This is a genomic window from Pseudomonas sp. EggHat1, from assembly GCF_014892995.1.
GTDB classification, from domain to species: Bacteria; Pseudomonadota; Gammaproteobacteria; order Pseudomonadales; family Pseudomonadaceae; genus Aquipseudomonas; species Aquipseudomonas chaetocerotis.
Genome location: NZ_JACKQK010000002.1, coordinates 376,670 through 401,181, shown reverse-complemented (window position 1 = coordinate 401,181; position 24,512 = coordinate 376,670). Strand labels below are relative to the sequence as shown.

The window sequence follows — 24,512 nt, the reverse complement described above, 5'->3', positions numbered from 1 at the left end:
TTACTCCTTGGAACCTGCGGTGTCGTCGTGCAGACGATCTTCCGCCACGGCACGCTCGATCAGTGCCGACAGGTGAGCACCGCGCTGGACGCTCTCGTCGTAGTGGAAGTGCAGCTGTGGCACGCTGCGCAGCTTCATCGCCTTGCCCAGCTGCATGCGCAGGAAACCGGCCGCGTCGTTGAGTACCTTGAGGCTCTCTTTGATCGCCTCGGCATCATCCTGCCCCATGACGGTGATGAAGACCTTGGCGTGACCGATATCACGACTGACGTCGACTGCGGTGATGGTCACCAGCCCCAGACGCGGATCCTTGACCTCACGCCGGATAAGCTGGGCCAGTTCGCGTTGCATCTGGTCGCCGATACGCTGGGTACGGCTGTAATCTTTGGCCATTTTCTACTTACCTTTACTTCGTCCGCTGTCTGTTCGCCAGCGGACTCAAAAGCGGCAAACGCCCGGCCGCGCGAATGCGGGGCCGGGCGTTGCGTGTTGCGACTCGCGATTACAGGCTGCGAGCCACCTGGACTTTCTCGAACACTTCGATCTTGTCGCCGACCTTGACGTCGTTGTAGCTCTTCACCGCGATACCGCACTCCATGCCGTTACGCACTTCGGCGACGTCGTCCTTGAAGCGACGCAGCGATTCCAGCTCACCTTCGAAGATCACCACGTCTTCACGCAGTACGCGGATCGGACGGTTACGGAAGACAGTGCCTTCGATGACCATGCAACCGGCAACCGCGCCAAACTTCGGCGAACGGAATACGTCACGCACTTCGGCGGTGCCCAGGATGTTCTCGCGAACATCGCTGCCGAGCATACCGGTGAGCGCCTTCTTGACGTCTTCGATGATGTCGTAGATGACGTTGTAGTAGCGCATGTCCAGGCCTTCGGCCTCGACGATCTTGCGCGCACCGGCGTCAGCACGGACGTTGAAGCCGAACAGCACGGCGTTGGAAGCCAGCGCCAGGTTGGCATCGGACTCGGTGATACCACCGACGCCGCCACCGACCACACGCACCTGCACTTCGTCGTTACCCAGGGTGCTGAGCGAGCCTTGCAGGGCCTCCAGAGAACCACGCACATCGGACTTCAGCACGATGTTGAGGGTTTTCTTCTCTTCCTGGCCCATGTTCTCGAAAATGTTTTCCAGCTTGCCGGCGTGAGCACGGGCCAGCTTGACCTCACGGAACTTGCCTTGACGGAACAGGGCAACTTCGCGGGCCTTCTTCTCGTCGGCGACCACAGTCATGTCGTCACCGGCATCCGGCGTACCATCGAGGCCGAGGATCTCGACCGGAATGGACGGACCGGCCTCTTTGATCGGCTTGCCGTTCTCGTCAAGCATGGCACGCACGCGGCCATAGTTGACGCCGACCAGGACCATGTCGCCCTGACGCAGGGTACCGTCCTGAACCAGCACGGTGGCCACCGGGCCACGGCCCTTGTCCAGACGCGATTCGACCACCACACCACGACCCGGGGCCGAAGGAGTGGCTTTCAGCTCGAGGACTTCAGCCTGCAGCAGTACGGCTTCGAGCAGCTCGTCGATGCCGGTACCCATCTTGGCCGACACATGCACATAAGGTGCATCGCCGCCCCACTCTTCCGGGATCACGTCGAGAGCGGCCAGACCGTTCTTGATGTTGTCCGGGTTGGCATCGGGCTTGTCGATCTTGTTCACCGCGACCACGATCGGCACGCCAGCAGCTTTCGCGTGCTGTACGGCTTCCTGGGTCTGCGGCATTACGCCGTCGTCAGCTGCAACGACCAGGATGACGATGTCGGTCGCCTTGGCACCACGCGCACGCATGGCGGTAAACGCAGCGTGACCGGGGGTGTCGAGGAAGGTGACCATGCCACGCTCGGTTTCCACGTGGTAAGCACCGATATGCTGGGTGATGCCACCCGCTTCACCGGAAGCCACCTTGGCGCGACGAATGTAGTCGAGCAGCGAGGTCTTACCGTGGTCGACGTGGCCCATTACGGTCACGACCGGAGCACGGGAGAAGGCCTCACCTTCGAACTTCAGCGACTCGGCCAGGGAATCTTCCAGGGCGGTATCGCTGACCAGCTTGACCTTGTGGCCCAACTCTTCGGCGATCAGCTGGGCAGTTTCCTGATCCAGCACCTGGTTGATGGTGGCCGGGGTGCCCATCTTGAACATGAACTTGATGACTTCGGCGGCCTTGACCGACATCTGCTGAGCCAGATCGCCCACCGTGATGGTTTCGCCAATGGCCACTTCACGCACCACCGGACCGGCCGGAGCCTGGAAGCCATGCTGGTTGCGCTTCTTCATCTTCGACTTGCCGCGGCCACCACGACGGAAACCGTCGCTTTCTTCATCGACGCTACGCGGAGCGACGCGCGGAGCCGGCGCCTTCTCCTTGGTAGCGGGGCGATGCTGGGTGTGCTTGCGATCACGACGCTCATCTTCATCAGAGCGCGCCTTCTCGGGGCGACGCACTTCTTCTTTCTTGCGCTCGACTTCGACGACCGGAGCGGCAACCACCGGCTCGCTGACAGACGTCGGCGCAGCAGCTGGTGCAGCGCCATCGGTCGCAGCAGCGGCAGGCTGACGCTTGGCTTCTTCGTCAGCCTTGCGCTTGGCTTCTTCTTCGGCCTTCAGGCGCTCGGCCTCGGCAGCGGCGCGCTGCGCTTCCAGCTCGCGCTGCTTCTCGGCTTCGATCTCTTCCGGGCTGCGCTTGACGAAGGTTTTCTTCTTGCGCACTTCAACACTGATGGTCTTGCTGCCAGCAACGCGCAGGGTGCTGGTGGTCTTGCGCTGCAAGGTGATCTTGCGCGGCTCTTCGACCTTGTCGCCGTGACTGCTCTTGAGATGGGCCAGCAGGGCCTGTTTCTCACTATCGGTCACTACTTGTTCGGCACTGTCGTGGGACAGGCCAGCTTCACGCATCTGCTGCAGCAGGCGCTCAACCGGGGTGTCGACCACTGTGGCCAGTTCTTTAACCGTGACTTGCGTCATGCATCTTTCTCCTCAGGCCGCAACCGCTTATTCGAACCAATGGGCTCGGGCGGCCATGATCAGCTTGCCGGCACGTTCTTCGTCGATGCCGTCGATGTCGAGCAGGTCGTCAATCGACTGCTCGGCCAGGTCTTCACGGGTAATCACGCCGCGCAGCGCGAGCTCTAGAGCCAGCGCCTTGTCCATGCCTTCCAGTTCCAGCAAATCATCTGCCGGATGGGCATCGGCCAACTTCTCCTCGTTGGCGATCGCCTTGGTCAGCAGACGATCCTTAGCCCGTGCACGCAGCTCATTGACGATCTCCTCGTCGAAGCCATCGATACTGAGCATTTCTTCCATGGGTACGTAGGCAATCTCTTCGAGACTGGTGAAACCCTCTTCGACCAGGACTTGAGCCAGTTCTTCATCGACTTCCAGCTCGTCGACGAAGGACTGCATGATGTCGCCGGTTTCTGCCTGCTGCTTGGCCTGGATGTCCGCTTCGGTCATCACGTTCAGGGTCCAGCCGGTCAACTGACTGGCAAGACGCACGTTCTGACCGCCACGACCAATGGCCTGGGCCAGGTTGTCTTCGCCAACGGCGATGTCCATGGCATGGGCATCTTCATCGACGATGATCGCAGCCACTTCAGCCGGCGACATGGCATTGATGACGAACTGTGCAGGGTTGTCGTCCCACAGCACGATATCGACGCGCTCACCGCCCAGTTCGCCGGAAACGGCCTGGACGCGCGAACCACGCATACCGATGCAGGCGCCCTGCGGGTCGATACGCTTGTCCTTGGAGCGAACGGCGATCTTGGCGCGCGAACCCGGATCACGGGAAGCAGCCTTGACGTCGATCAGCCCTTCGGCGATTTCCGGTACTTCGATGCGGAACAGCTCGATCAGCATTTCCGGAGCGGTGCGCGACAGGATCAGCTGCGGACCGCGGTTCTCGGTACGAATTTCCTTGAGCAGAGCACGCAGACGCACACCCACGCGGAAAGTCTCACGCGGGATGATGTCTTCACGGGCCAGCAGCGCCTCGGCGTTGTTGCCCAGATCAACGATGACGTTGTCGCGGGTGACCTTCTTCACGGTGCCGGAGATGATCTCGCCCAGGCGTTCGCGGTAGGCGTCAACGACCTGAGCACGCTCGGCCTCGCGCACTTTCTGCACGATGACCTGCTTGGCAGTTTGCGCGGCGATGCGCCCGAACTCGATGGAGTCGACCTTCTCTTCGAGCACGGCACCGATCTTGGCGTTGGCCTCGACGGCCTGCGGCATATCTTCGGTCACCTGGTAGGCCGGGTCCTCGAACTCGGACTCGTCGACCACGGTCCAGCGTCGGAAAGTTTCGTAGCTACCGTTCTGACGGTTGATCGACACGCGCAGATCGACTTCGTCCTCGAAACGTTTCTTGGTGGCGGTCGCCAGAGCCAACTCCAGCGCCTCGAAAATCACGCCGGCCGGTACACCCTTTTCATTGGATACCGACTCAACAACCAGCAGTACTTCTTTGCTCATCGTACGCCTCGCCTTTCGCAATCCATTGGTTCTGCGCAGTCCGCGTCACGTTCACGCCATTGGCGCTATCTTCGTGAGCCGCCGCGCTACCTTCGCGCCATCTGTGTCGCTCGCGCTGCGCCGGCAATCGGCAGTCCAGCAGCGCCACAGAATCCGCATCTCAATCAAATCGGGGGATGATATTGGCCTTGTCGATCAGGTCGATCGGCAACAGATACTCGTGGTCATCCACCTGAACCACCACGTCCTGCTCCTCCACACCGCGAAGGAGGCCCTGGAAGTTACGACGCCCGTCGAAAGGCGAGCGCAGCTTGATCTTCACCTGTTCACCGGCATGCGTCGCAAACTGTTCGAGGGTGAACAACGGACGATCCATGCCAGGAGAAGAAACTTCCAGTGTGTACTCCGAGGTAATCGGATCCTCGACATCGAGTACACCACTGAGCTGACGGCTGACGACTTCACAATCATCGATCAGGATGCCATCGGCTTTATCGATATAGACACGCAGCAGCGAATGACGCCCCTGCGACAGGAACTCGATGCCCCAACATTGGTAACCGAGCGCTTCGATTACTGGGGCCAACAAGGCCTGCAACTGTTCTAGCTTGCTCGACACTTAACGGCCCTCGTGCATGCTGTGCAAATAAAAAATGGGCGAAACGCCCATCCCTTCAATCCGCCGTAAATACCAACGGACACTGTCTTTCAGCTAACAAAAAGCCCCTGAAAAGGGGCCTGCTGAAACTGGTTGCGGGGGCAGGATTTGAACCTACGACCTTCGGGTTATGAGCCCGACGAGCTACCAGACTGCTCCACCCCGCGTCAAAGCTGGGCCGGAATTATACGGCCACCCCCTAGCGAGGGTCAACCAAACACTCCAGCAACAAGAAAGCCCGCGAACTGCGGGCTTTCTTGAGTATGGTACCGAGGAGGGGACTCGAACCCCTACAGCCTATGGCCACTACCACCTCAAGGTAGCGTGTCTACCAATTCCACCACCTCGGCAAAACTGTTACTGCTCTGGAGCTTCCGGCACATCCGAAGCATCGGACGCTGGAACTTGCTCTTCGAGCACCGGCACGTCTTCGACAGCCGGTTTTTGTTGAACTTCCAGAACCGCTGGATCTGGCAGACCAACTTGAGTCAGTGCATCAGCTTTCTCTTTAGCAAAGAACGCTAAACCCAAGCTGGTAATGAAAAAAGCCGCGGCGAGTATACCAGTAAACTTACTCAGAAAGGTAGAGGAACCTTGGCTTCCGAATACAGTTGCCGAAGCACCCGAACCGAACGACGCACCCGCGTCAGCGCCTTTACCCTGCTGCAACAGCACCAGCACTACAACCCCGATCGCACCCAGCAGGTGCAGAACAACAATGACTGTTTCCAGCATTCTTCAGTTTCCTGCAGCGCGACAGATCGCACCGAATTCATCCGCATTCAGAGAGGCGCCACCTACGAGCCCCCCATCGATATCCCGCATGCCGAACAACTCGGCAGCACTGGCGGCCTTCACACTGCCACCATAAAGAATTCTCAACCCACTCGCGACACCAGCATCGAGCCGCGCAACTTGCGCGCGGATAGCTGCGTGCACTTCCTGAGCCTGCTCAGGCGTAGCGGTCAACCCGGTGCCAATGGCCCATACAGGCTCGTAGGCCACTACTGCGCCTTTCAGCGCATCGACACTCAGCGCATCGATCACTGCGGCCAACTGGCCACCCACTACATCCAGCGTCGCATTCGCTTCACGCTGCTCGCGGGTCTCACCAACACAGAGCACAGGGGTCAAGCCTGCAGCCTGCACGGCCGCAAATTTGCGCACGACCACTTCATCGCTTTCACCCAGAATCAGGCGACGCTCCGAGTGACCAACCAGCACGAGCTCACAACCGCCATCGACCAACTGACTGACTGCCAGCTCACCGGTCAAGGCACCCTGCTCTACTTGTGCCGCACAATCCTGCGCCCCAACCTTCACCGCTTTAGCATTCAGGCCTTCGGCGACCTGAGCGATGTGCAGGCTGGAGGGAAACACAGCGACATCCACATCGGCAGGTAACTCCTGCTGACGCAGCCCCTCGATCAGCTCTGCGACGCTTGCGCGGGTACCGTGCATTTTCCAGTTACCAGCGACTAAGGCGCGACGCATGTTTTACCTCGTCGATCAAAGAGGGCGCAGATGTTACCCAAGAGCACCCTCGGTAGCAAGCTCAATCAAGCACAGACTTCGGCAACAATCTTAGCCAATTCATCGGCATAGCCGCGAACCGAACTTTCCTCGTCACCTTCGACCATCACTCGCACCAATGGCTCGGTGCCGGACTTGCGCAGCAGCACTCGACCACGCCCAGCCATGCTCTCGGTCACCCGCGCGCAGGCTTCCTTCACCGAAGGATGCTCGAGCGGATCGAGCGCACCGGAGAAACGCACATTGACCAGCACCTGCGGACACTTCCTCAGATCGCTGCGTGCATCAACCAGGCTCTGGCCTCGGCGCTTGAGTGCCATCAGCACCTGCAGGGCCGCGATGATCGCATCGCCAGTCGTGGTGTGCTGGAAGCACACCAGGTGCCCCGAATTCTCACCACCGAGCTGCCAGTTGCGCGCCAGCAATTCAGCGATCACATAGCGATCACCCACATTGGCACGAATGAATGGGATGTTCAGATCGGCCAGAGCCAGTTCCAGCCCGAGATTGCTCATCAGCGTGCCGACCACACCACCACGCAGCCGCCCACGCTCCTGCAGATCACGCGCAATGATGAACAGCAGTTCATCACCATCGACCACCGCACCATACTGGTCGACCATCAGCACGCGATCAGCATCGCCATCGAAGGCGATACCCAGATCAGCCTGCTGCGCGACTACTTCAGCCTGCAGCGCTGCAATATGCGTGGAGCCACAAGCATCATTGATATTGAGCCCATCAGGCTGCGCCGAGATGACTCGAACCTCCGCACCCAGCTCGCGAAACACGCTAGGCGCAACCTTGTAGGCAGCACCATGGGCACAGTCGATGACGATCTTCAGGCCTTTGAAGCTGGTGCCACTGGGCACACTGCCCTTGCAGAACTCGATGTATCGCCCCGAGGCATCGTTGATCCGCGAAGCCTTGCCGATACCGGCAGATTCGACCACGGTCATCGGCTGATCGAGCAACTCCTCGATCATCAGCTCCACATCGTCCGGAAGCTTGGTGCCTTCGCTGGAAAAGAACTTGATGCCGTTATCGTCATGCGGATTGTGCGAAGCACTGATGACGATGCCGGCATCGGCCTGGAAAGTGCGCGTCAGATAGGCAATGGCTGGCGTCGGCATAGGCCCGAGCAACTGCACGTCCGCACCCGCCGCAGCCAGCCCCGCCTCGAGGGCGGACTCGAACATGTAGCCGGAAATACGCGTGTCCTTGCCGATCAGGATGCGGCACTTGCCCTGCTTGCGAAACGCCATGCCAGCAGCCCAGCCCAGCTTGAGCATGAAATCCGGAGTGATGGGGAACTGGCCGACACGACCACGAATACCGTCGGTGCCGAAGTATTTTCTAGCCATAACGCTTTCCTTGTTAGCAGGCCATTGAAAACTACCTGCGTTGTCTGGCCGTCGTTAAAAACAGCCTCAAAATGCTCATTTACAACACGTAGACTCCGCTTTCTCGGCTGTTTTTGCCTAGCCCAGACCGCCTCGTCTACGTTTTCAAAGGCCTGCTATTGCGCCGCTTCAACCGCAGCGATCATGCGCACCACATCCACCGTTTCGGCGACATCGTGCACACGCAGAATATGTGCGCCCTTGGTCAGCGCCAGAGCAGCCAATGCCAGGCTACCGTAGAGGCGACCGCCAACTTCGTGACCGAGCACCTTGCCGATCATGCTCTTGCGCGAGACACCAACCAGCAAGGGCCGCCCCAGCGCAGAGAGTTCACTCATGCGCCTGAACAGGGCGAGATTGTGCTCCAGGGTCTTGGCAAAACCAAAGCCCGGATCGAGCAGGATCCGCTCAGCGGGAATACCGGCTGTCGCGCAGGCAGCCATGCGCTCGACGAGAAAGTCACGCACCTCAGCGACGATATCCGGATACTGCGGATCATCCTGCATGTTGCCGGGCTCACCGCGCATATGCATCAGACACACAGGCAAACCAGTGTCTGCCGCCGCATCCAGAGCGCCATCACGCTGCAACGAACGCACATCATTGATCAGCCCCGCGCCCAGCCTTGCACTTTCGCGCATGACTGCAGGCGTCGAGGTATCCACGGAAATGATCACGTCAAGCTCACGGGCGATGGCTTCGACCATCGGCGCGACCCGCTCCAGCTCCTCGGTCGGCGAAACGCTTCGCGCCCCAGGGCGGGTGGATTCACCACCGATATCGATCAACGTCGCGCCTGCGGCGACCATCTGCTCGGCGTGACGCAACGCAGCATCGCGCGCCGTGAACCGCCCACCGTCGGAAAAAGAATCGGGGGTGACATTGAGGATGCCCATCACCTGCGGACGGGACAAATCAAGAAGCCGGCTACCACAGGGCAGCCGGCTCAGGTGTTGCGCTTGAGACATATGAAACCTTAGTGCTCGGCCGCCGGCCCACCAATGGGCTTTTCAGAACGATCTGGTTCGTCGACCTTGGCTTGCGGAGCACCGGAGTCACCACCACCATCCCAGCCGCGAGGCTCACGAGGCTCGCGACCATTCATGATGTCATCGATCTGCTCAGCGTCGATGGTTTCGTACTTCATCAGCGCTTCGGCCATGGCATCGAGCTTGTCACGGTTCTCTACCAGCAGTTTCTTGGCCGTGGCGTAGCATTCATCGATGATGCGACGCACTTCCTCGTCGATCAGCTTGGCAGTCTCGCCGGACACATTGCTGGCCTGACTGCCCATGCTGCGACCCAGGAAGACTTCACCCTCTTCTTCCGCGTACATCAGCGGGCCCAGCTTCTCGGACAGCCCCCACTTGGTGACCATGTTCTTGGCCAGCTGGGTGGCGCGCATGATGTCGTTCGAGGCGCCCGTGGTGACACCATCGAAGCCCAAGGTCATTTCTTCGGCGATACGACCACCGAACAGCGAGCAGATCTGGCTGATCAGCGCGCGCTTGCTGAGGCTGTAACGATCTTCTTCCGGCAGGAACATGGTCACGCCCAGGGCACGACCACGCGGAATGATGGACACCTTGTAGACCGGATCGTGCTCGGGCACCAGGCGACCGACGATGGCGTGGCCTGCCTCGTGGAAGGCGGTATTGAGCTTCTCCTTGTCGGACATGACCATGGTCTTGCGCTCGGCGCCCATCATGATTTTGTCCTTGGCCAGCTCGAATTCCTTCATTTCCACCAGGCGCTTGCCAGCACGAGCGGCGAACAGAGAGGCTTCGTTGACCAGGTTGGCCAGATCGGCACCGGAGAAACCCGGAGTACCGCGCGCGATGACCGCCGGATTGACGTCGTCGCCCATCGGCACCTTGCGCATGTGCACTTTCAGAATCTGCTCACGACCACGAATATCCGGCAGACCAACGACCACCTGGCGGTCGAAGCGGCCAGGACGCAGCAGCGCAGGGTCGAGAACGTCCGGACGGTTGGTGGCCGCGATGACGATGATGCCGTCATTCATTTCGAAGCCATCCATCTCCACCAGCAACTGGTTGAGGGTCTGCTCACGCTCGTCGTGACCGCCACCCATGCCAGCGCCACGATGGCGACCCACAGCGTCGATCTCGTCAATAAAGATGATGCACGGCGCGTGCTTCTTGGCCTGATCGAACATGTCGCGAACACGACTGGCCCCCACCCCGACAAACATCTCGACGAAGTCGGAACCGGAAATGGTGAAGAACGGGACCTTCGCTTCACCGGCCACGGCCTTGGCCAGCAAGGTCTTGCCGGTACCAGGCGAGCCGACCATCAGCACGCCACGCGGGATACGACCGCCCAGGCGCTGGAACTTGCCCGGATCGCGGAGGAATTCGACCAGCTCGCTGACTTCTTCCTTGGCCTCGTCGCAACCGGCGACGTCGGCGAAGGTGGTCTTGACCTGGTCTTCGGAGAGCAGACGCGCCTTGGACTTGCCGAAGCTCATCGGCCCGCCCTTGCCGCCGGCGCCACCTTGCATCTGGCGCATGAAGAACATGAATACGGCAATGATCACCAGGATCGGGAAGCTGGCGACCAGCAACTGAGTCCAGATGCTCTGCTGCTCAGGCTGCTTGCCTTCGATGACCACGTTGTTGTCGATCAGGTCGCCGATCAGGCCGCCGTCCTGAATCGCCGGACGGATGGTTTTGAAACCCTCGCCGTCGGTACGCTTGCCAGTAATCACGTAACCATCGACAGTCACGCGCTCGACGCGCCCTTCCTTCACCTGTTCGATGAATTGCGAGTAGCTCAGGGTCTGCGGCTCGCTCGGACTGGAGAAGTTGTTCATCACGGTAACCAGCACCGCCGCGATGATCAGCCACAGGATCAGATTCTTTGCCATGTCGTTCAATTAGCTACCCTCTGAAGCAGGCCTCGTGGCGAAGCGGGCTTCCCATGACGACCAATGATATACCGACTAACTTACACCAAACGCCCGCGTCCCGCAGGCGCCGTCTGTAACCCTTTATGAGGTTTCTGCCACTGAGACCGACAGGGCGGGCACCAGTTTCAACTCACATCCCGCGAAAGCCGCGCGCCAACAGATATTGCTCACGGGAGCGATCACGCGAGGACAGCGGCTTGCGCATCTGCACCTTGTCGAACGTCTCGCGCACCTGCTTGTGGTAAGCGTCGAAACCTTCACCCTGGAAAATCTTGATCAGAAAATCGCCACCTGGACGCAACACACGCCCGGCCAGATCCAGCGCCAGCTCGCACAGATACATCGCGCGCGCCTGATCGGCGGTTCTTACCCCACTCATATTGGGGGCCATATCGGAAATAACAAGGTCCACCGGATTTTCGCCGATGGCGTCGAGAATCTGCGCAAACACCGCGTCATCGGTGAAATCACCCTGAATGAAGGTGACATCGGGAATGCTGTCCATCTCCAGAATATCCGAGGCGATCAGCCGCCCTTTGTCGCCGATCACTCGACTGGTGACCTGCGACCAGCCGCCTGGCGCAGCGCCGAGGTCGACCACGGTCATGCCCGGGCGCAGGATGCGATCCTTCTCCTGGATTTCCAGCAGCTTGTAGCTGGCGCGTGAACGATAGCCGTCCTTCTGCGCCATCTTCACGTATGGATCATCGAAATGTTCTTTCAGCCAACGCTGGCTGGTCTTGGAACGTGCCACTGAAACCTCTGACTCAACGGGTCATGAATAACTGCGCGGGCTCGGGTAAGATAGGCGCCGTTTTCCAGACCGAATTAGGTACTAACGATTATGCCGCTCACTCAAGAGCAGAAGAAGCAATTCAAATCTATCGGCCACCATCTGAAACCTGTATTGATCGTGGCTGACAATGGTTTGACCGAGGGCGTGCTGGCCGAACTGGACCGTGCCCTGAACGATCACGAGCTGATCAAGGTACAGCTGCGCCTCACCGAACGCGAGGATCGCCAGGCGGCCATTGTAGCCCTGTGCGAGAACGGACGCGCGGAACTGGTCCAGTCGATTGGCAAGGTCGCCCTGCTCTATCGCAAGAACCCCAAGCCGAATCGCAACCTGTCCAACGTTATTCGTTACCAGGGTTGAGGCGCTGCATCGCGATCACGGGCAAGCATGGCGCGCCCGGATCGCGAATGAATTCACGCCTGCAAGCGCAGTTAGCGCCTCGCCGGCGCCCCTGGCACGGGCTGCAGCACCAGCAGCAACCCGCAAAATGCCATCACCAGGTAGCTAAAGCGTAGCCAGTACTCGACCTCGGGCCGGTAGTGCAACACTGCGAAGTAGCTCAGGGCCATGACCGCAACGGTCAGCAGCAGCTGCCCACGCATATCCCGCAACAGGCTCGACAGACCTTCACCGCGCAACAAGGCAAAAGCCTGCAGCGCAACGCACACCGCTGTCAGACCAACCAACAACGGCACCAGCCGCGCAGATATCTCCTGCACCAGCAGAGGCGCCAGACCGCTTTGGCCAATAGCCGGCAGAATGACGAACTGCAACAACCACAAACCGCCCACCCAGAGGGTCTGGGCCAGCTGCCAACTGACGGCAGCCGCCCGAGACGGCTGTTGCGGTTTAGATATGACGGACTTCGACAATCTCGTACTCGATCAGGCCACTGGGGGTCTGCACCGCCACCACATCACCCTCGCTCTTGCCGATCAGGGCACGGGCAATGGGTGAACCAACGGAGATCTTGCCCTGCTTGATGTCGGCTTCGTCTTCGCCAACGATCTGGTAGGTCACGCTTTCGTCGGTCTCGACGTTGGCAATCTCCACCGTGGTGCCGAAGATCACCTTGCCGGTGTGCTCGATGGTAGTGACATCGATGATCACTGCGTTCTGCAGACGACCTTCGATATCACGCACACGCGCTTCGACCATGCCCTGCTGCTCACGCGCGGCGTGGTATTCGGCGTTTTCCTTGAGATCACCCAGCTCGCGGGCTTCACCGATGTCCTGACTGAGTTTCGGGCGAACCACCTTGGTCAGGTGCGCCAGCTCTTCTTCCAGGGCGCGAGCGCCCTGGACGGTCATTGGGTATTTGATCATGCCTTGATTCCTGCATGCAGATCCTGCAGCCGGCGCACAGTCTTCTCCGGGCCGAACTTGAGCGCTTCACAGACCGCCTGACCCGCCGCGATGGTGGTGGTGCAGTAGATCTTGTGCTGCAGGGCGTTACGACGGATCGAGTAGGAGTCAGCAATCGACTGACGCCCCTCGGTGGTATTGATGATCAGGGTCACTTCGTCGTTCTTGATCATGTCGACGACATGCGGACGACCTTCAGTCACCTTGTTCACTCGACGAACTGGCAGACCAGCCGCCTCGATCACCTTGGCGGTGCCGGCAGTGGCGACTACCTCGAAGCCCAACGCAACCAGATCACGGGCGACCTGAACGGCTTCCGGCTTGTCGTCTTCACGGACGCTGATGAAGGCGCAACCGGAGTTCGGCAGAATCTCGCTGGCACCCAGCTGGGCCTTGGCGAAGGCTTCGCCGAAGGTGTCACCGACACCCATGACTTCACCGGTAGACTTCATCTCCGGGCCGAGGATCGGGTCGACGCCGGGGAACTTGGCGAAGGGGAATACCGCTTCCTTGACGCTGAAGAACGGCGGGATGATTTCCTTGCTGTAACCGGCCTCGGCCAGGCTCTTGCCAGCCATGACGCGCGCAGCCACCTTGGCCAGCGACTCGCCGACGCACTTGGAGACGAACGGCACGGTACGCGAGGCGCGCGGGTTCACCTCGATGACGTAGATGTCCTCGCCCTGCACGGCCATCTGCACGTTCATAAGACCGACCACGCCGAGCTCCAGGGCCATTTTCTTGACCTGATCGCGGATCTCGTCCTGGATGTGCATCGGCAGCGAGTACGGCGGCAGCGAGCATGCGGAGTCACCAGAGTGCACGCCAGCCTGCTCGATGTGCTGCATGATCGCGCCGATCACCACGGTCTCGCCGTCGCACACCGCATCCACGTCCACTTCGATGGCGCAGTTGAGGAAGCGATCGAGCAGCACCGGGCTATCGTTGGAGACTTTCACCGCTTCGCGCATGTAGCGCTTGAGCTCTTCTTCCTGGTAGACGATTTCCATCGCCCGGCCGCCCAGTACGTAGGAAGGACGCACCACCATCGGGTAACCGATGCCCTTCGACAGAGCGAGAGCCTCGTCTTCGCTGCGCGCAGTGGCGTTGGCCGGCTGGCGCAGGTTCAGGCGCTGAACCATCTGCTGGAAGCGCTCGCGGTCTTCGGCGCGGTCGATGGCCTCGGGGCTGGTGCCGATGATCGGCACGCCCGCTTCTTCCAGCGCGCGACAGATCTTCAGCGGGGTTTGGCCGCCGTACTGGACGATGACGCCCTTGGGCTGCTCGACGCGGACGATTTCCAGCACGTCTTCCAGGGTCACCGGCTCGAAGTACAGGCGGTCGGACGTGTCGTAGTCGGTGGAGACGGTTTCCGGGTTGCAGTTGACCATGATGGTCTCGTAACCGTCTTCACGCATGGCCAGCGCAGCGTGTACGCAGCAGTAGTCGAATTCGATACCTTGGCCGATACGGTTGGGGCCGCCACCGAGGATCATGATCTTCTCACGGCTCGACGGATTGGCCTCGCACTCTTCCTCGTAGGTCGAGTACATGTAGGCGGTGTCAGTGGCGAACTCGGCGGCGCAGGTGTCCACACGCTTGTACACCGGCAGCACTTTCAGCTTGTGGCGATGAGCACGCAGGCTCTTCTCGGAAACACCCAGCAGCTTGGCCAGGCGCGCATCGGAGAAGCCCTTGCGCTTGAGCTTGAACATCAGGTCGCGGTCGATGGCCGACAGACCGAGGGTCTGCACGGCGGCCTCGTCCTTGACCAGATCCTCGATCTGCACCAGGAACCACTCGTCGATACGGGTCAGCTCGAAGACTTCGGCGACGGTCTTGCCGGCGCGGAAGGCATCGGCCACGTACCAGATGCGGTCGGCGCTAGGCACGGTCAACTCGCGACGCAGGGTGCTTTCGGCTTCCGGGTCGTTCAGGTCGAGCTTCGGATCGAAGCCGGCAACACCTACTTCCAGGCCGCGCAGGGCTTTCTGCATGGACTCCTGGAAGGTACGGCCGATGGCCATGACTTCGCCCACGGACTTCATCTGAGTGGTCAGGCGGGCGTCGGCTTTCGGGAATTTCTCGAAGGCGAAGCGCGGCACCTTGGTTACCACATAGTCGATGGCCGGCTCGAACGACGCCGGCGTACGCCCGCCAGTGATGTCGTTGGACAGCTCATCAAGGGTGTAACCGACAGCCAGCTTGGCGGCGATCTTGGCGATCGGAAAACCGGTGGCCTTGGAAGCCAGCGCCGAGGAGCGGGAAACGCGCGGGTTCATCTCGATCACGACCATACGGCCGGTGTTCGGGCAGATACCGAACTGCACGTTGGAGCCGCCGGTTTCCACGCCGATCTCGCGCAGCACCGCCAAGGATGCGTTACGCAGGATCTGGTATTCCTTGTCGGTCAGGGTCTGTGCCGGCGCGACGGTGATCGAGTCACCGGTGTGCACGCCCATCGGGTCGAAGTTCTCGATGGAGCAGACGATGATGCAGTTGTCCTTCTTGTCGCGGACCACCTCCATCTCGTATTCCTTCCAGCCGATCAACGACTCGTCGATCAGCAGTTCGCTGGTCGGCGACAGGTCGAGACCGCGGGCGCAGATTTCTTCGAACTCTTCACGGTTGTAGGCGATGCCGCCACCGGTGCCGCCCATGGTGAAGGACGGACGGATGATGCACGGGAAGCCGACCTTCTCCAGTACGCCGTAGGCATCTTCCATGCTGTGGGCGATGCCGGATACCGGGCAGGCCAGGCCGATGTCCTTCATCGCCTTGTCGAAGCGCGAACGGTCTTCAGCCTTGTCGATGGTGTCGGCGTTGGCACCGATCATCTCGACGCCGAATTTCTCCAGCACACCATGGCGCTCCAGATCCAGCGCGCAGTTCAGAGCGGTCTGGCCACCCATGGTCGGCAGCAGGGCGTCGGGGCGCTCCTTCTCGATGATCTTGGCCACGGTGGCCCACTTGATCGGTTCGATGTAGGTGGCGTCGGCCATCGACGGGTCAGTCATGATGGTGGCTGGGTTGGAGTTCACCAGGATGACGCGGAAACCTTCTTCCTTCAGCGCCTTGCAGGCCTGGGCACCGGAGTAGTCGAACTCGCAGGCCTGGCCGATGACGATGGGGCCGGCGCCGAGGATCAGGATACTTTTGATGTCTGTACGTTTTGGCATTTTTTCTCTCTCGAATCCGTAGGTCAGTCGGCGGGCTTAGCGGCGCTTGGCCATGGCTTCGATGAAGCGGTCGAACAGCGGGGCGACATCGTGTGGGCCTGGGCTCGCCTCGGGGTGACCCTGGAAGCTGAAGGCGTCCTTGTCGGTACGCTCGATGCCCTGCAGGGTGCCATCGAACAGCGACTTGTGGATCGCACGCAGGTTGCCTGGCAGGCTGCTTTCGTCCACGGCGAAACCGTGGTTCTGGCTGGTGATCATCACCACGCCGCTGTCGAGATCCTGCACCGGGTGGTTGGCGCCGTGGTGGCCGTGGCCCATTTTCAGGGTCTTGGCACCGGAAGCCAGGGCCAGCAACTGATGGCCGAGGCAGATGCCGAATACCGGGATATCGGTTTCCAGAACGTCCTTGATCGCCTTGATCGCGTAGTCGCACGGCTCGGGATCGCCAGGACCGTTGGAAAGGAACACACCATCAGGATTGAGCGCCAGCACGTCGCTGGCCGGAGTTTGCGCTGGTACCACAGTCAGGCGGCAGCCACGCTCGACCAGCATGCGCAGGATGTTCAGCTTCACGCCGTAGTCGTAGGCGACCACGTGGTAAGGCAGCTCACTGGCCGGAATTTCCGGATGGCTGTCGGACTGCAGGTTCCAGGTGCTTTCGCGCCACTCGTAGCGCTCGGTGCAACTGACCACCTTGGCCAAGTCCATGCCCTTGAGGCCCGGGAAGCTGCGCGCCAGCTCCAGTGCTTTCTCTTCCGTGGCGTCGTCACCGACCAGGATGCAGCCATTCTGCGAACCCTTCTCGCGCAGGATGCGGGTCAGGCGGCGAGTATCGATACCGGCGATGGCGACGGTGCCGTTGGCCTTCAGGTATTCGTCCAGCGGTTGCTTGTCGCGCCAGTTGCTGGAGATCAGCGGCAGGTCACGAATGATCAGGCCAGCGGCCCAAACGCGGTTGGACTCGGCATCTTCCGGCGTGGTGCCGGTGTTGCCGATGTGCGGGTAAGTCAGGGTAACGATCTGCTGGGCATAGGATGGATCGGTAAGGATTTCCTGATAGCCGGTCATGGCGGTGTTGAACACCACCTCTCCGATCGTCTGGCCATCGGCCCCGATGGAATCGCCGCGAAAAATGCTGCCGTCAGCAAGGGCCAAAATGGCAGGTTTGGGGGCTGGCTTAGTCAAGAAGACCTCCGTCTCGATCAAGGCTTGAAGCAAACGCAGGTTGTAAAAAAGCGGGATGACGTGTGAAGGTCATCCCGCTTTTTTATTTGAGCCATTCTGCGTAACTTTTAGTGGACACACTAAAACAGGAAGCTTACAGGAAAACCCTTTTTCGGTCCACCCGATAAGACGCTTCAGTCACACATTTGCATCAACGCAGGCCCAACACGTCCTGCATGTCATACAGAGCAGGCGAACGCTGCTGCAACCATAGCGCAGAACGTACCGCGCCCTTGGCGAAGGTCATGCGGCTGGAGGCCTTGTGCGTGATCTCCACGCGCTCGCCATCGGCAGCGAACAGCACGGTGTGATCACCCACCACGTCACCGGCACGCACGGTGGCGAAACCAATGGTTTCACGCTCACGCGCGCCAGTCTGACCTTCACGACCGTAGACAGCGACCTTCTGCAGATCACGCCCCAGGGCATCAGCAACCACTTCACCCATGCGCAGCGCGGTGCCGGATGGCGCATCGACCTTGTGCCGGTGGTGGGCCTCGATGATCTCGATGTCCACGTCATCACCCAATACACGGGCAGCGGTATCCAGCAGTTTCAGGCACAGGTTGACGCCGACGCTGAAGTTGGCGGCAAAGACGATAGGAATCTGCTTGGCTGCTTCGCTCAGTTTCTGCTTCTCCTCAACAGTGAAGCCCGTAGTGCCGATCACCATGGCCTTGCCCGCCTGGCGGCAGACTTCCAGATTCTTCAGCGTCACCGAGGGATGAGTGAAGTCGATCAGCACGTCGAAATCATCGACCACCGTGCTCAGATCGCCCGCCAGGGTCACTCCAATCTTGCCCAACCCCACCAGCTCACCGGCATCGACACCGATCAGGCTGCTGTCGGCGCGGTCGATGGCGGCACTGAGCTTGGCACCCTCGGCCTGACTGACAGCTTCGATCAGGGTCTTGCCCATACGCCCGGCGGCGCCCATCACTGCAATACGTTGCATACATCAGCTCCAAGCTTTCGCCCCAGCATCACCGGGGCGCTTTGGGGTTAACAGGCCGTTGAAAAACTACCTGCGTTGGCAATACTGCGTCAAAAACGGCCTCAAAATGCTCATTTACAACTCGTAAACTGCGCTTTTTCGGCCGCTTTTTCCTTGTCTTGCCTGCCTCGCCTACGTTTTTCAACAGCCTGTTAAACGTCGCCGAAGAAGCGCTTCACGCCCTCGAACCAGCCACTGGCCTTGGGCGAGTGGGAATCGTCACCCTGCAGCGACTTGCGGAACTCATCGAGCAGCTCGCGCTGGCGCTTGTTCAGGTTGACCGGCGTTTCCACTGCGACGCGGCACATCAGATCACCCGCCGCACCACCGCGCACCGGAGCCACGCCCTTGCCACGCAGACGGAACAGCTTGCCGGTCTGAGTACCTTCCGGAATCTTCAGCTTGACCCGACCGTCGAGGGTCGGCACTTCCAGTTCGCCGCCCAGCGCCGCATCGGCGAAGCTGATCGGCACTTCGCAGTACAGATGCTTGCCGTCACGCTGGAAGATCGCATGCTCACGGACGTTGACCACCACATACAGGTCACCGGCCGGACCGCCATGCGTGCCGGCCTCACCTTCGCCGGACAGACGAATGCGATCACCGGTGTCGACACCTGGCGGCACCTTGACCGACAGCGTCTTGCTCTCTTCCACGCGCCCCTGGCCATGGCAGCTGCCACAAGGGTCGGTGATCATCTTGCCGCTGCCGTGGCAACGCGGGCAGGTCTGCTGCACGGAGAAGAAGCCCTGCTGCATGCGCACCTGACCGATGCCACCACAAGTGGTACAGGTGACCGGGCTGGTGCCCTTCTTGGCGCCTGAACCATCGCAGGTCTTGCAGCCGACCAGGGTCGGCACGCGGATGGTCACGGTGGTGCCGCGCACCGCTTCTTCCAGATCCAGCTCGAGGGTGTAGCGCAGGTCCGAGCCGCGCTGAGCACCGCCACGCGAGCCACCGCGAGCACCGCCGAAGAAGTCGCTGAACACATCACCGAAGATATCGGAGAAGTTGGCGCCACCGAAACCAGCGCCACCACCGCCGCCCATCTGCGGGTCGACCCCGGCGTGGCCGTATTGGTCGTAGGCCGAACGCTTGGCCGCGTCAGAAAGTACTTCGTAGGCCTCGTTGGCCTCCTTGAATTTCTCTTCGGCGTCTTTGTCGTCCGGGTTGCGGTCCGGGTGATATTTCATCGCCAGGCGCCGGTAGGCCTTCTTCAGCTCGGCTTCACTAGCGCCGCGCTCGACCCCCAGGATCTCGTAATAATCACGTTTTGCCATAGTTGTGCTGCACTCTCAGATTCGTGAGCTCCAGATACGCCGACGCGGGAGAAGGCTCCCGCGCGGCGAATCCTGCCCGTCGCGAGCGACGGTGGAGCGTAAAGAAGAGGCGGCCCGCCGAGCAGGCCGCATCCCTTACTTGTTCTCCTTGACCTCTTCGAACTCAGCGTCGACCACGTCGTCACCGGCATCCTTGGCGTCGCCAGCGTCAGCCTGGGCGGCACCGCCCTGTGGCTGCTCGGCATACATCTTCTGCGCCAGCGGCGTGGTGGCCTCGGACAGTGCGTTCATCTTGGCCTCGATGGCTTCCTTGTCGTCGCCTTTCACGGCCACTTCCAGTTCGCCAATGGCCTTCTCGATGGCCGCTTTCTCGTCGGCAGTGGCCTTGTCGCCAGCCTCGGTGAGCATCTTGCGAGTGGCGTGCACCAACTGATCGCCCTGGTTACGCGCAGTGGCCAACTCTTCGAACTTGCGGTCTTCCTCGGCGTTGGCCTCGGCGTCGCGCACCATACGCTCGATTTCATCATCGGACAGACCGGAGTTGGCCTTGATCACGATGGACTGCTGCTTGCCAGTGGCCTTGTCCTTGGCGGAAACGTGCAGGATACCGTTGGCATCGATGTCGAAGGTCACTTCGATCTGCGGCACGCCACGCGGAGCCGGCGGAATTTCGGCCAGGTCGAACTTGCCTAGCGACTTGTTCTGTGCGGCCTGCTTGCGCTCACCCTGCAGCACGTGAATGGTCACGGCGCTCTGGTTGTCATCGGCAGTGGAGAACACCTGCGACTTCTTGGTCGGAATGGTGGTGTTCTTCTCGATCAGCGCGGTCATCACGCCACCCATGGTTTCGATACCCAGGGTCAACGGAGATACGTCGAGCAGCAGCACGTCCTTGACGTCACCGGCCAGAACGGCGCCCTGAATCGCTGCACCCATGGCAACGGCTTCGTCCGGGTTGACGTCCTTGCGCGCTTCCTTGCCGAAGAACTCGGTCACCAGCTTCTGCACCAGCGGCATGCGGGTCTGACCACCGACCAGGATCACATCGTTGATCGAACCGACGTCGACACCGGCATCCTTCAGCGCGATACGGCAAGGTTCGATGGTGCGCTGTACCAGGTCTTCGACCAGCGATTCGAGCTTGGAACGGGAGATCTTCACGTTCAGGTGCTTCGGACCGGTGGCATCTGCAGTGATGTACGGCAGGTTGACGTCGGTCTGCTGGCTCGAGGACAGCTCGATCTTGGCCTTCTCGGCGGCTTCCTTGAGGCGCTGCATGGCCAGCGGGTCGCCCTTGAGGTTCATGCCGGTTTCTTTCTTGAATTCGTCGACGAGGTAGTCGATCAGACGAATATCGAAATCTTCACCACCGAGGAAGGTGTCACCGTTGGTGGCCAACACTTCGAACTGGTGCTCGCCATCGACTTCGGCGATCTCGATAACGGAAACGTCGAAGGTACCGCCACCCAAGTCATAGACGATCACGGTGTGGTCGCCCTTGGCCTTGTCCATGCCATAGGCCAGTGCGGCCGCAGTCGGCTCGTTGATGATGCGCTTGACGTCCAGACCGGCGATGCGACCTGCATCCTTGGTGGCCTGACGCTGGCTGTCGTTGAAGTAGGCCGGAACGGTGATGACCGCTTCGGTGACCGCTTCGCCGAGATAGTCTTCGGCGGTCTTCTTCATCTTCTTGAGAATTTCAGCCGAGATTTGCGGCGGCGCCATCTTCTGGCCGTTCACTTCAACCCAGGCGTCACCGTTGTCAGCCTTGGCGATCTTGTACGGCACCATCTGAATGTCTTTCTGTACGACTTCTTCGTCGAAGCGACGACCGATCAGACGCTTCACCGCATACAGGGTGTTGTGCGGATTGGTCACAGCCTGACGCTTGGCCGACTGGCCCACGAGGATTTCACCGTCGTTGGCGTAAGCGATGATGGACGGCGTGGTGCGCGCGCCTTCGGCGTTCTCGATTACCTTGACGTTGCCATTTTCCAGAATGGAGACACAGGAGTTGGTGGTCCCCAGGTCGATACCGATAATTTTGCCCATGAATGTTCTCCCGAAACTTTGATTTTTCCGTCGCCTCGTTTCTCGGGCGCCGGCAGCACTAAAACGCTTGACTTAAAAATGGGGTCGTTTCGGCTGATTTCAAGCCTGCTCGTCGATACTCGGCGGCGGCGTCATTGGCGCCTTGCTGACCACAACCATGGCCGGACGCAGCAGGCGGCCATTGAGCAGATAGCCCTTCTGGAACACCTTGAGCACCGAGTTCGGCTCGGCATGAATACTCTCTTCCATGGCCATGGCCTGGTGATGCTCCGGGTTGAACGGCGCACCATGCGGGTCGATGGCTTCCAGGTTGTAGCGAGCCAGGGTGTCATGGAACAGTTTGAGGGTCAGTTGCATGCCCTCACGCACAGCCTTGATCGATACGTCGTCAGGGCTGGACAGCTCCAGGCCGCGCTCCAGGCTGTCGATTACCGGCAGCAGATCGCCAGCGAACTTTTCCAGCGCAAATTTGTGTGCCTTCTCTACATCCTGCTCCGCGCGACGACGCACGTTTTGCAGGTCGGCAGCCATGCGCAGCGACTGATCCTGCGCAGCGGCCAGTTGCTCTTCCAGCGTTTGCACGCGAGCAGCCAGCTCGTCACCAGGCGCCACAGCTTCCGCTGCCTGCGCCTCGGGATTCTGCGTATCCAGGGTCTGTTCGTCAGCCATGCCTTTCTCCTCTCGAAAAAACTGGCGCGATACCGACTCGCGCTCCTGCCGCCTATATGGAGTCAATTCCACAGGTTTCAAGGGGCAATAGGGAGGATTGCCAGAGAAAGAAAAAACACTGTATAAATAACCAGACATCAATTCGGGAGCGTTCGCCATGCTGGTGCACCTGTCCATTCACAACTACGCCATCGTCGACCACCTGGATCTCGAGCTGGATGCCGGCATGAGCGCCATCAGCGGCGAAACCGGTGCCGGCAAGTCGATCATGCTCGACGCCCTCGGCCTGTGCCTGGGTGATCGCGCCGACAGCGGCGTGGTACGCCCAGGCGCGGACAAGGCTGACATTCTCGCCAGCTTCGACCTGGCGGAAATTCCCGAAGCCCGTGCCTGGCTCGCCGAGCGGGATCTGGGCCATAACCAGGATCAGGACGGCCCGTGCATCCTGCGTCGGGTGATCACCGCCGAAGGCCGCTCGCGCGGCTATATCAACGGCAGCCCCTGCCCGCAGGCCGACCTCAAGGCCCTGGGCGAGCTGATCATCGATATCCACAGCCAGCACGAGCATCAGTCGCTGCTCAAGACCGATACCCACCGTCGCCTGCTCGACGAATACGCTGGCAGCCAGGATCTCGCGCGCCAGGTGCAACTCGCCGCGCAGCGCTGGAAGCAGACGCGCAACGAGCTGGAACGTATTTCCAGTCAGGGCGACGAGCTGCGCGCGCGCCACCAACTGCTCAGCTATCAACTCGAAGAGCTGGAAAATCTGGCGCTGGGCGACAACGAACTGGAACAGCTGGAACAGGAACACAAGGCCCTGAGCAATGCTGAATCGCTCCTTGCGGCCTGTCGCCAGGTGCTCGACCTGTGCAGCGAGAGCGATGCTGGCAACGTGCTGTCGGCGCTGACCGCCAGCCTCAACCGCCTGGGCGCATTCGGTGGCCAGGGCGGCGCCTTGAACGAAGCCAGCAACCTGCTGGCCAGTGCACAGATCCAGGTGGAAGAAGCCGTCGGCGAGCTGAATCGCTTCCTCGATCACTTCGATGCCGACCCGGAGCGTCAGCAGTTTCTCGAAGAGCGCCTGGACACCATCTACACCCTGGCACGCAAACACCGCATTCAGCCAGCCGAACTGGCCGCCCTGCAGCAGCAGTTGTTCGAAGAGCTTGAGGGCCTGAATGCCGACGACCAGGCCAGCGAACGTCTGGCCGAAGAGCTGGCCGCCTATGAGCGCCATTACCAGGAGAAAGCCGCCGAGCTCAGCACACTGCGCAGCAATGCTGCCGAGCGCCTGGCCGCGGCCGTAGAACAGGAAATGCAGGCGCTGGGCATGCCCGGCGGGCGTTTCAACATCCAGCTCCAGGCCATGAGCAACGAAGAGCCCCATGCCAGCGGCCTGGAGACAGTGGAGTTCCTGGTCAGCGCCAACCCTGGCCAGCCGCTACGCGGCCTGGCCAAGGTGGCCTCCGGCGGTGAACTGTCACGTATCAGCCTGGCGATCCAGGTGATCACCGCACAGACCTCGCGCGTACCGACCCTGGTGTTCGACGAAGTGGACGTCGGTATTGGCGGCCCGACTGCCGAAGTGGTCGGACAATTGCTGCGCCGCCTCGGAGAGCGCGGCCAGGTACTGTGCGTCACCCACCTGCCGCAAGTCGCCGCGCAAGGTCATCAGCATCTGTTCGTGCACAAGCGCCGCGGCGAAGATGCCACGTCTACCGCCGTGAGCAAGCTGGACGAGAGCGGCCGCGTCGAGGAAATCGCCCGCATGCTCGGCGGCGTCGACCTGACCGAGGAATCCCTGGCTCACGCCCGCAAGATGGTCACCAGCGCCCAGGCTGCCTGAAGCAACGTAGCCCGGGTGCAGTCCGGGCCACGACAAAGCAAAAAGGCGACCCCAGGGTCGCCTTTCTCATTGCTGCAGAAGAA

The 24,512-nt window shown here is 60.6% G+C and carries 20 protein-coding genes and 2 tRNA genes; 2 read left to right on the top strand and 20 right to left on the bottom strand.

Annotation, left to right across the window (positions count from 1 at the left end; genetic code table 11):
• From rbfA to rlmE, 12 genes are all read right to left on the bottom strand, one after another.
• On the bottom strand, positions 1-393 hold the full coding sequence (rbfA, locus tag INS93_RS06095; RefSeq protein WP_004424397.1) for a 30S ribosome-binding factor RbfA: 393 nt from the start codon (positions 391-393) through the stop codon (positions 1-3).
• Between the two features lie 109 nt (positions 394-502).
• On the bottom strand, positions 503-2,989 hold the full coding sequence (infB, locus tag INS93_RS06090) for a translation initiation factor IF-2 (RefSeq protein WP_192980676.1): 2,487 nt from the start codon (positions 2,987-2,989) through the stop codon (positions 503-505).
• A 27-nt stretch (positions 2,990-3,016) separates the two neighbouring features.
• On the bottom strand, positions 3,017-4,498 hold the full coding sequence (nusA, locus tag INS93_RS06085) for a transcription termination factor NusA (protein WP_160017288.1): 1,482 nt from the start codon (positions 4,496-4,498) through the stop codon (positions 3,017-3,019).
• Between the two features lie 160 nt (positions 4,499-4,658).
• Complete coding sequence (gene rimP / locus INS93_RS06080) at positions 4,659-5,117, bottom strand: ribosome maturation factor RimP (RefSeq protein WP_160017287.1); 459 nt, start codon at positions 5,115-5,117, stop codon at positions 4,659-4,661.
• A gap of 129 nt (positions 5,118-5,246) precedes the next feature.
• Positions 5,247-5,323 (bottom strand) — tRNA-Met (locus INS93_RS06075).
• Positions 5,324-5,420: 97 nt separating this feature from the next.
• Positions 5,421-5,506: transfer RNA gene (locus INS93_RS06070), tRNA-Leu, on the bottom strand.
• 7 nt (positions 5,507-5,513) lie between these two features.
• The gene (gene secG / locus INS93_RS06065; RefSeq protein WP_160017286.1) at positions 5,514-5,891 is read right to left on the bottom strand and encodes a preprotein translocase subunit SecG; all 378 of its coding nucleotides are present in this window, start codon (positions 5,889-5,891) and stop codon (positions 5,514-5,516) included.
• Positions 5,892-5,894: 3 nt separating this feature from the next.
• Positions 5,895-6,650 (bottom strand): triose-phosphate isomerase, encoded by a 756-nt coding sequence (tpiA, locus tag INS93_RS06060; protein WP_160017285.1) that lies wholly within the window; start codon positions 6,648-6,650, stop codon positions 5,895-5,897.
• A gap of 65 nt (positions 6,651-6,715) precedes the next feature.
• On the bottom strand, positions 6,716-8,053 hold the full coding sequence (gene glmM, locus INS93_RS06055) for a phosphoglucosamine mutase (protein ID WP_192980675.1): 1,338 nt from the start codon (positions 8,051-8,053) through the stop codon (positions 6,716-6,718).
• A 155-nt stretch (positions 8,054-8,208) separates the two neighbouring features.
• Entirely contained in the window at positions 8,209-9,060 is an 852-nt protein-coding gene (gene folP / locus INS93_RS06050; protein ID WP_160017283.1) for a dihydropteroate synthase, read from the bottom strand.
• Between the two features lie 8 nt (positions 9,061-9,068).
• Positions 9,069-10,982, bottom strand: coding sequence for an ATP-dependent zinc metalloprotease FtsH (gene ftsH / locus INS93_RS06045; protein WP_059392582.1), 1,914 nt, complete (start codon positions 10,980-10,982; stop codon positions 9,069-9,071).
• A 172-nt stretch (positions 10,983-11,154) separates the two neighbouring features.
• On the bottom strand, positions 11,155-11,778 hold the full coding sequence (gene rlmE / locus INS93_RS06040; RefSeq protein ID WP_192980674.1) for a 23S rRNA (uridine(2552)-2'-O)-methyltransferase RlmE: 624 nt from the start codon (positions 11,776-11,778) through the stop codon (positions 11,155-11,157).
• 90 nt (positions 11,779-11,868) lie between these two features.
• Between rlmE and yhbY the strand changes: the two genes are divergently transcribed.
• Positions 11,869-12,180 carry a ribosome assembly RNA-binding protein YhbY gene (gene yhbY / locus INS93_RS06035; protein ID WP_045736364.1) on the top strand — a complete coding sequence of 104 codons (312 nt, stop codon included), beginning with the start codon at positions 11,869-11,871 and terminating at the stop codon, positions 12,178-12,180.
• Between the two features lie 71 nt (positions 12,181-12,251).
• Here yhbY and INS93_RS06030 read toward each other — a convergent pair whose 3' ends face one another.
• From INS93_RS06030 to grpE, 8 genes are all read right to left on the bottom strand, one after another.
• Positions 12,252-12,692: a DUF4149 domain-containing protein gene (locus INS93_RS06030; RefSeq protein ID WP_192980673.1), complete on the bottom strand. Its 441-nt coding sequence runs from the start codon at positions 12,690-12,692 to the stop codon at positions 12,252-12,254.
• Positions 12,670-13,146, bottom strand: a complete 477-nt coding sequence (gene greA, locus INS93_RS06025) for a transcription elongation factor GreA (protein ID WP_017675338.1) — start codon at positions 13,144-13,146, stop codon at positions 12,670-12,672. The genes INS93_RS06030 and greA overlap by 23 nt, the downstream gene beginning before the upstream one ends.
• Entirely contained in the window at positions 13,143-16,364 is a 3,222-nt protein-coding gene (gene carB, locus INS93_RS06020; protein WP_160017279.1) for a carbamoyl-phosphate synthase large subunit, read from the bottom strand. Before carB ends, greA begins: the two co-directional genes overlap by 4 nt.
• Positions 16,365-16,400: 36 nt before the next feature.
• Complete coding sequence (carA, locus tag INS93_RS06015) at positions 16,401-17,549, bottom strand: glutamine-hydrolyzing carbamoyl-phosphate synthase small subunit (protein ID WP_160017278.1); 1,149 nt, start codon at positions 17,547-17,549, stop codon at positions 16,401-16,403.
• 190 nt (positions 17,550-17,739) lie between these two features.
• The gene (gene dapB, locus INS93_RS06010; RefSeq protein ID WP_192980672.1) at positions 17,740-18,543 is read right to left on the bottom strand and encodes a 4-hydroxy-tetrahydrodipicolinate reductase; all 804 of its coding nucleotides are present in this window, start codon (positions 18,541-18,543) and stop codon (positions 17,740-17,742) included.
• A 191-nt stretch (positions 18,544-18,734) separates the two neighbouring features.
• Positions 18,735-19,862, bottom strand: a complete 1,128-nt coding sequence (gene dnaJ / locus INS93_RS06005; RefSeq protein WP_021489335.1) for a molecular chaperone DnaJ — start codon at positions 19,860-19,862, stop codon at positions 18,735-18,737.
• Positions 19,863-19,997: 135 nt separating this feature from the next.
• Positions 19,998-21,914 carry a molecular chaperone DnaK gene (gene dnaK / locus INS93_RS06000; protein ID WP_192980671.1) on the bottom strand — a complete coding sequence of 639 codons (1,917 nt, stop codon included), beginning with the start codon at positions 21,912-21,914 and terminating at the stop codon, positions 19,998-20,000.
• A 99-nt stretch (positions 21,915-22,013) separates the two neighbouring features.
• Positions 22,014-22,721, bottom strand: coding sequence for a nucleotide exchange factor GrpE (gene grpE / locus INS93_RS05995; protein ID WP_264294415.1), 708 nt, complete (start codon positions 22,719-22,721; stop codon positions 22,014-22,016).
• 19 nt (positions 22,722-22,740) lie between these two features.
• Here grpE and recN point away from each other — a divergent pair, with 19 nt between their 5' ends.
• The gene (gene recN / locus INS93_RS05990; RefSeq protein WP_192980669.1) at positions 22,741-24,429 is read left to right on the top strand and encodes a DNA repair protein RecN; all 1,689 of its coding nucleotides are present in this window, start codon (positions 22,741-22,743) and stop codon (positions 24,427-24,429) included.
• The last annotated feature ends 83 nt before the right edge of the window (positions 24,430-24,512 follow it).

Coding starts and splice junctions, on each gene's coding strand:
- dnaJ (WP_021489335.1), bottom strand. CDS start 19,862: ATGGCAAAACGTGATTATTACGAGATCCTGGGGGTCGAGCGCGGCGCT.
- secG (WP_160017286.1), bottom strand. CDS start 5,891: ATGCTGGAAACAGTCATTGTTGTTCTGCACCTGCTGGGTGCGATCGGG.
- glmM (WP_192980675.1), bottom strand. CDS start 8,053: ATGGCTAGAAAATACTTCGGCACCGACGGTATTCGTGGTCGTGTCGGC.
- tpiA (WP_160017285.1), bottom strand. CDS start 6,650: ATGCGTCGCGCCTTAGTCGCTGGTAACTGGAAAATGCACGGTACCCGC.
- infB (WP_192980676.1), bottom strand. CDS start 2,989: ATGACGCAAGTCACGGTTAAAGAACTGGCCACAGTGGTCGACACCCCG.
- rbfA (WP_004424397.1), bottom strand. CDS start 393: ATGGCCAAAGATTACAGCCGTACCCAGCGTATCGGCGACCAGATGCAA.
- grpE (WP_264294415.1), bottom strand. CDS start 22,721: ATGTCTGGTTATTTATACAGTGTTTTTTCTTTCTCTGGCAATCCTCCC.
- nusA (WP_160017288.1), bottom strand. CDS start 4,498: ATGAGCAAAGAAGTACTGCTGGTTGTTGAGTCGGTATCCAATGAAAAG.
- ftsH (WP_059392582.1), bottom strand. CDS start 10,982: ATGGCAAAGAATCTGATCCTGTGGCTGATCATCGCGGCGGTGCTGGTT.
- dnaK (WP_192980671.1), bottom strand. CDS start 21,914: ATGGGCAAAATTATCGGTATCGACCTGGGGACCACCAACTCCTGTGTC.
- carB (WP_160017279.1), bottom strand. CDS start 16,364: ATGCCAAAACGTACAGACATCAAAAGTATCCTGATCCTCGGCGCCGGC.
- dapB (WP_192980672.1), bottom strand. CDS start 18,543: ATGCAACGTATTGCAGTGATGGGCGCCGCCGGGCGTATGGGCAAGACC.
- recN (WP_192980669.1), top strand. CDS start 22,741: ATGCTGGTGCACCTGTCCATTCACAACTACGCCATCGTCGACCACCTG.
- greA (WP_017675338.1), bottom strand. CDS start 13,146: ATGATCAAATACCCAATGACCGTCCAGGGCGCTCGCGCCCTGGAAGAA.
- yhbY (WP_045736364.1), top strand. CDS start 11,869: ATGCCGCTCACTCAAGAGCAGAAGAAGCAATTCAAATCTATCGGCCAC.
- folP (WP_160017283.1), bottom strand. CDS start 9,060: ATGTCTCAAGCGCAACACCTGAGCCGGCTGCCCTGTGGTAGCCGGCTT.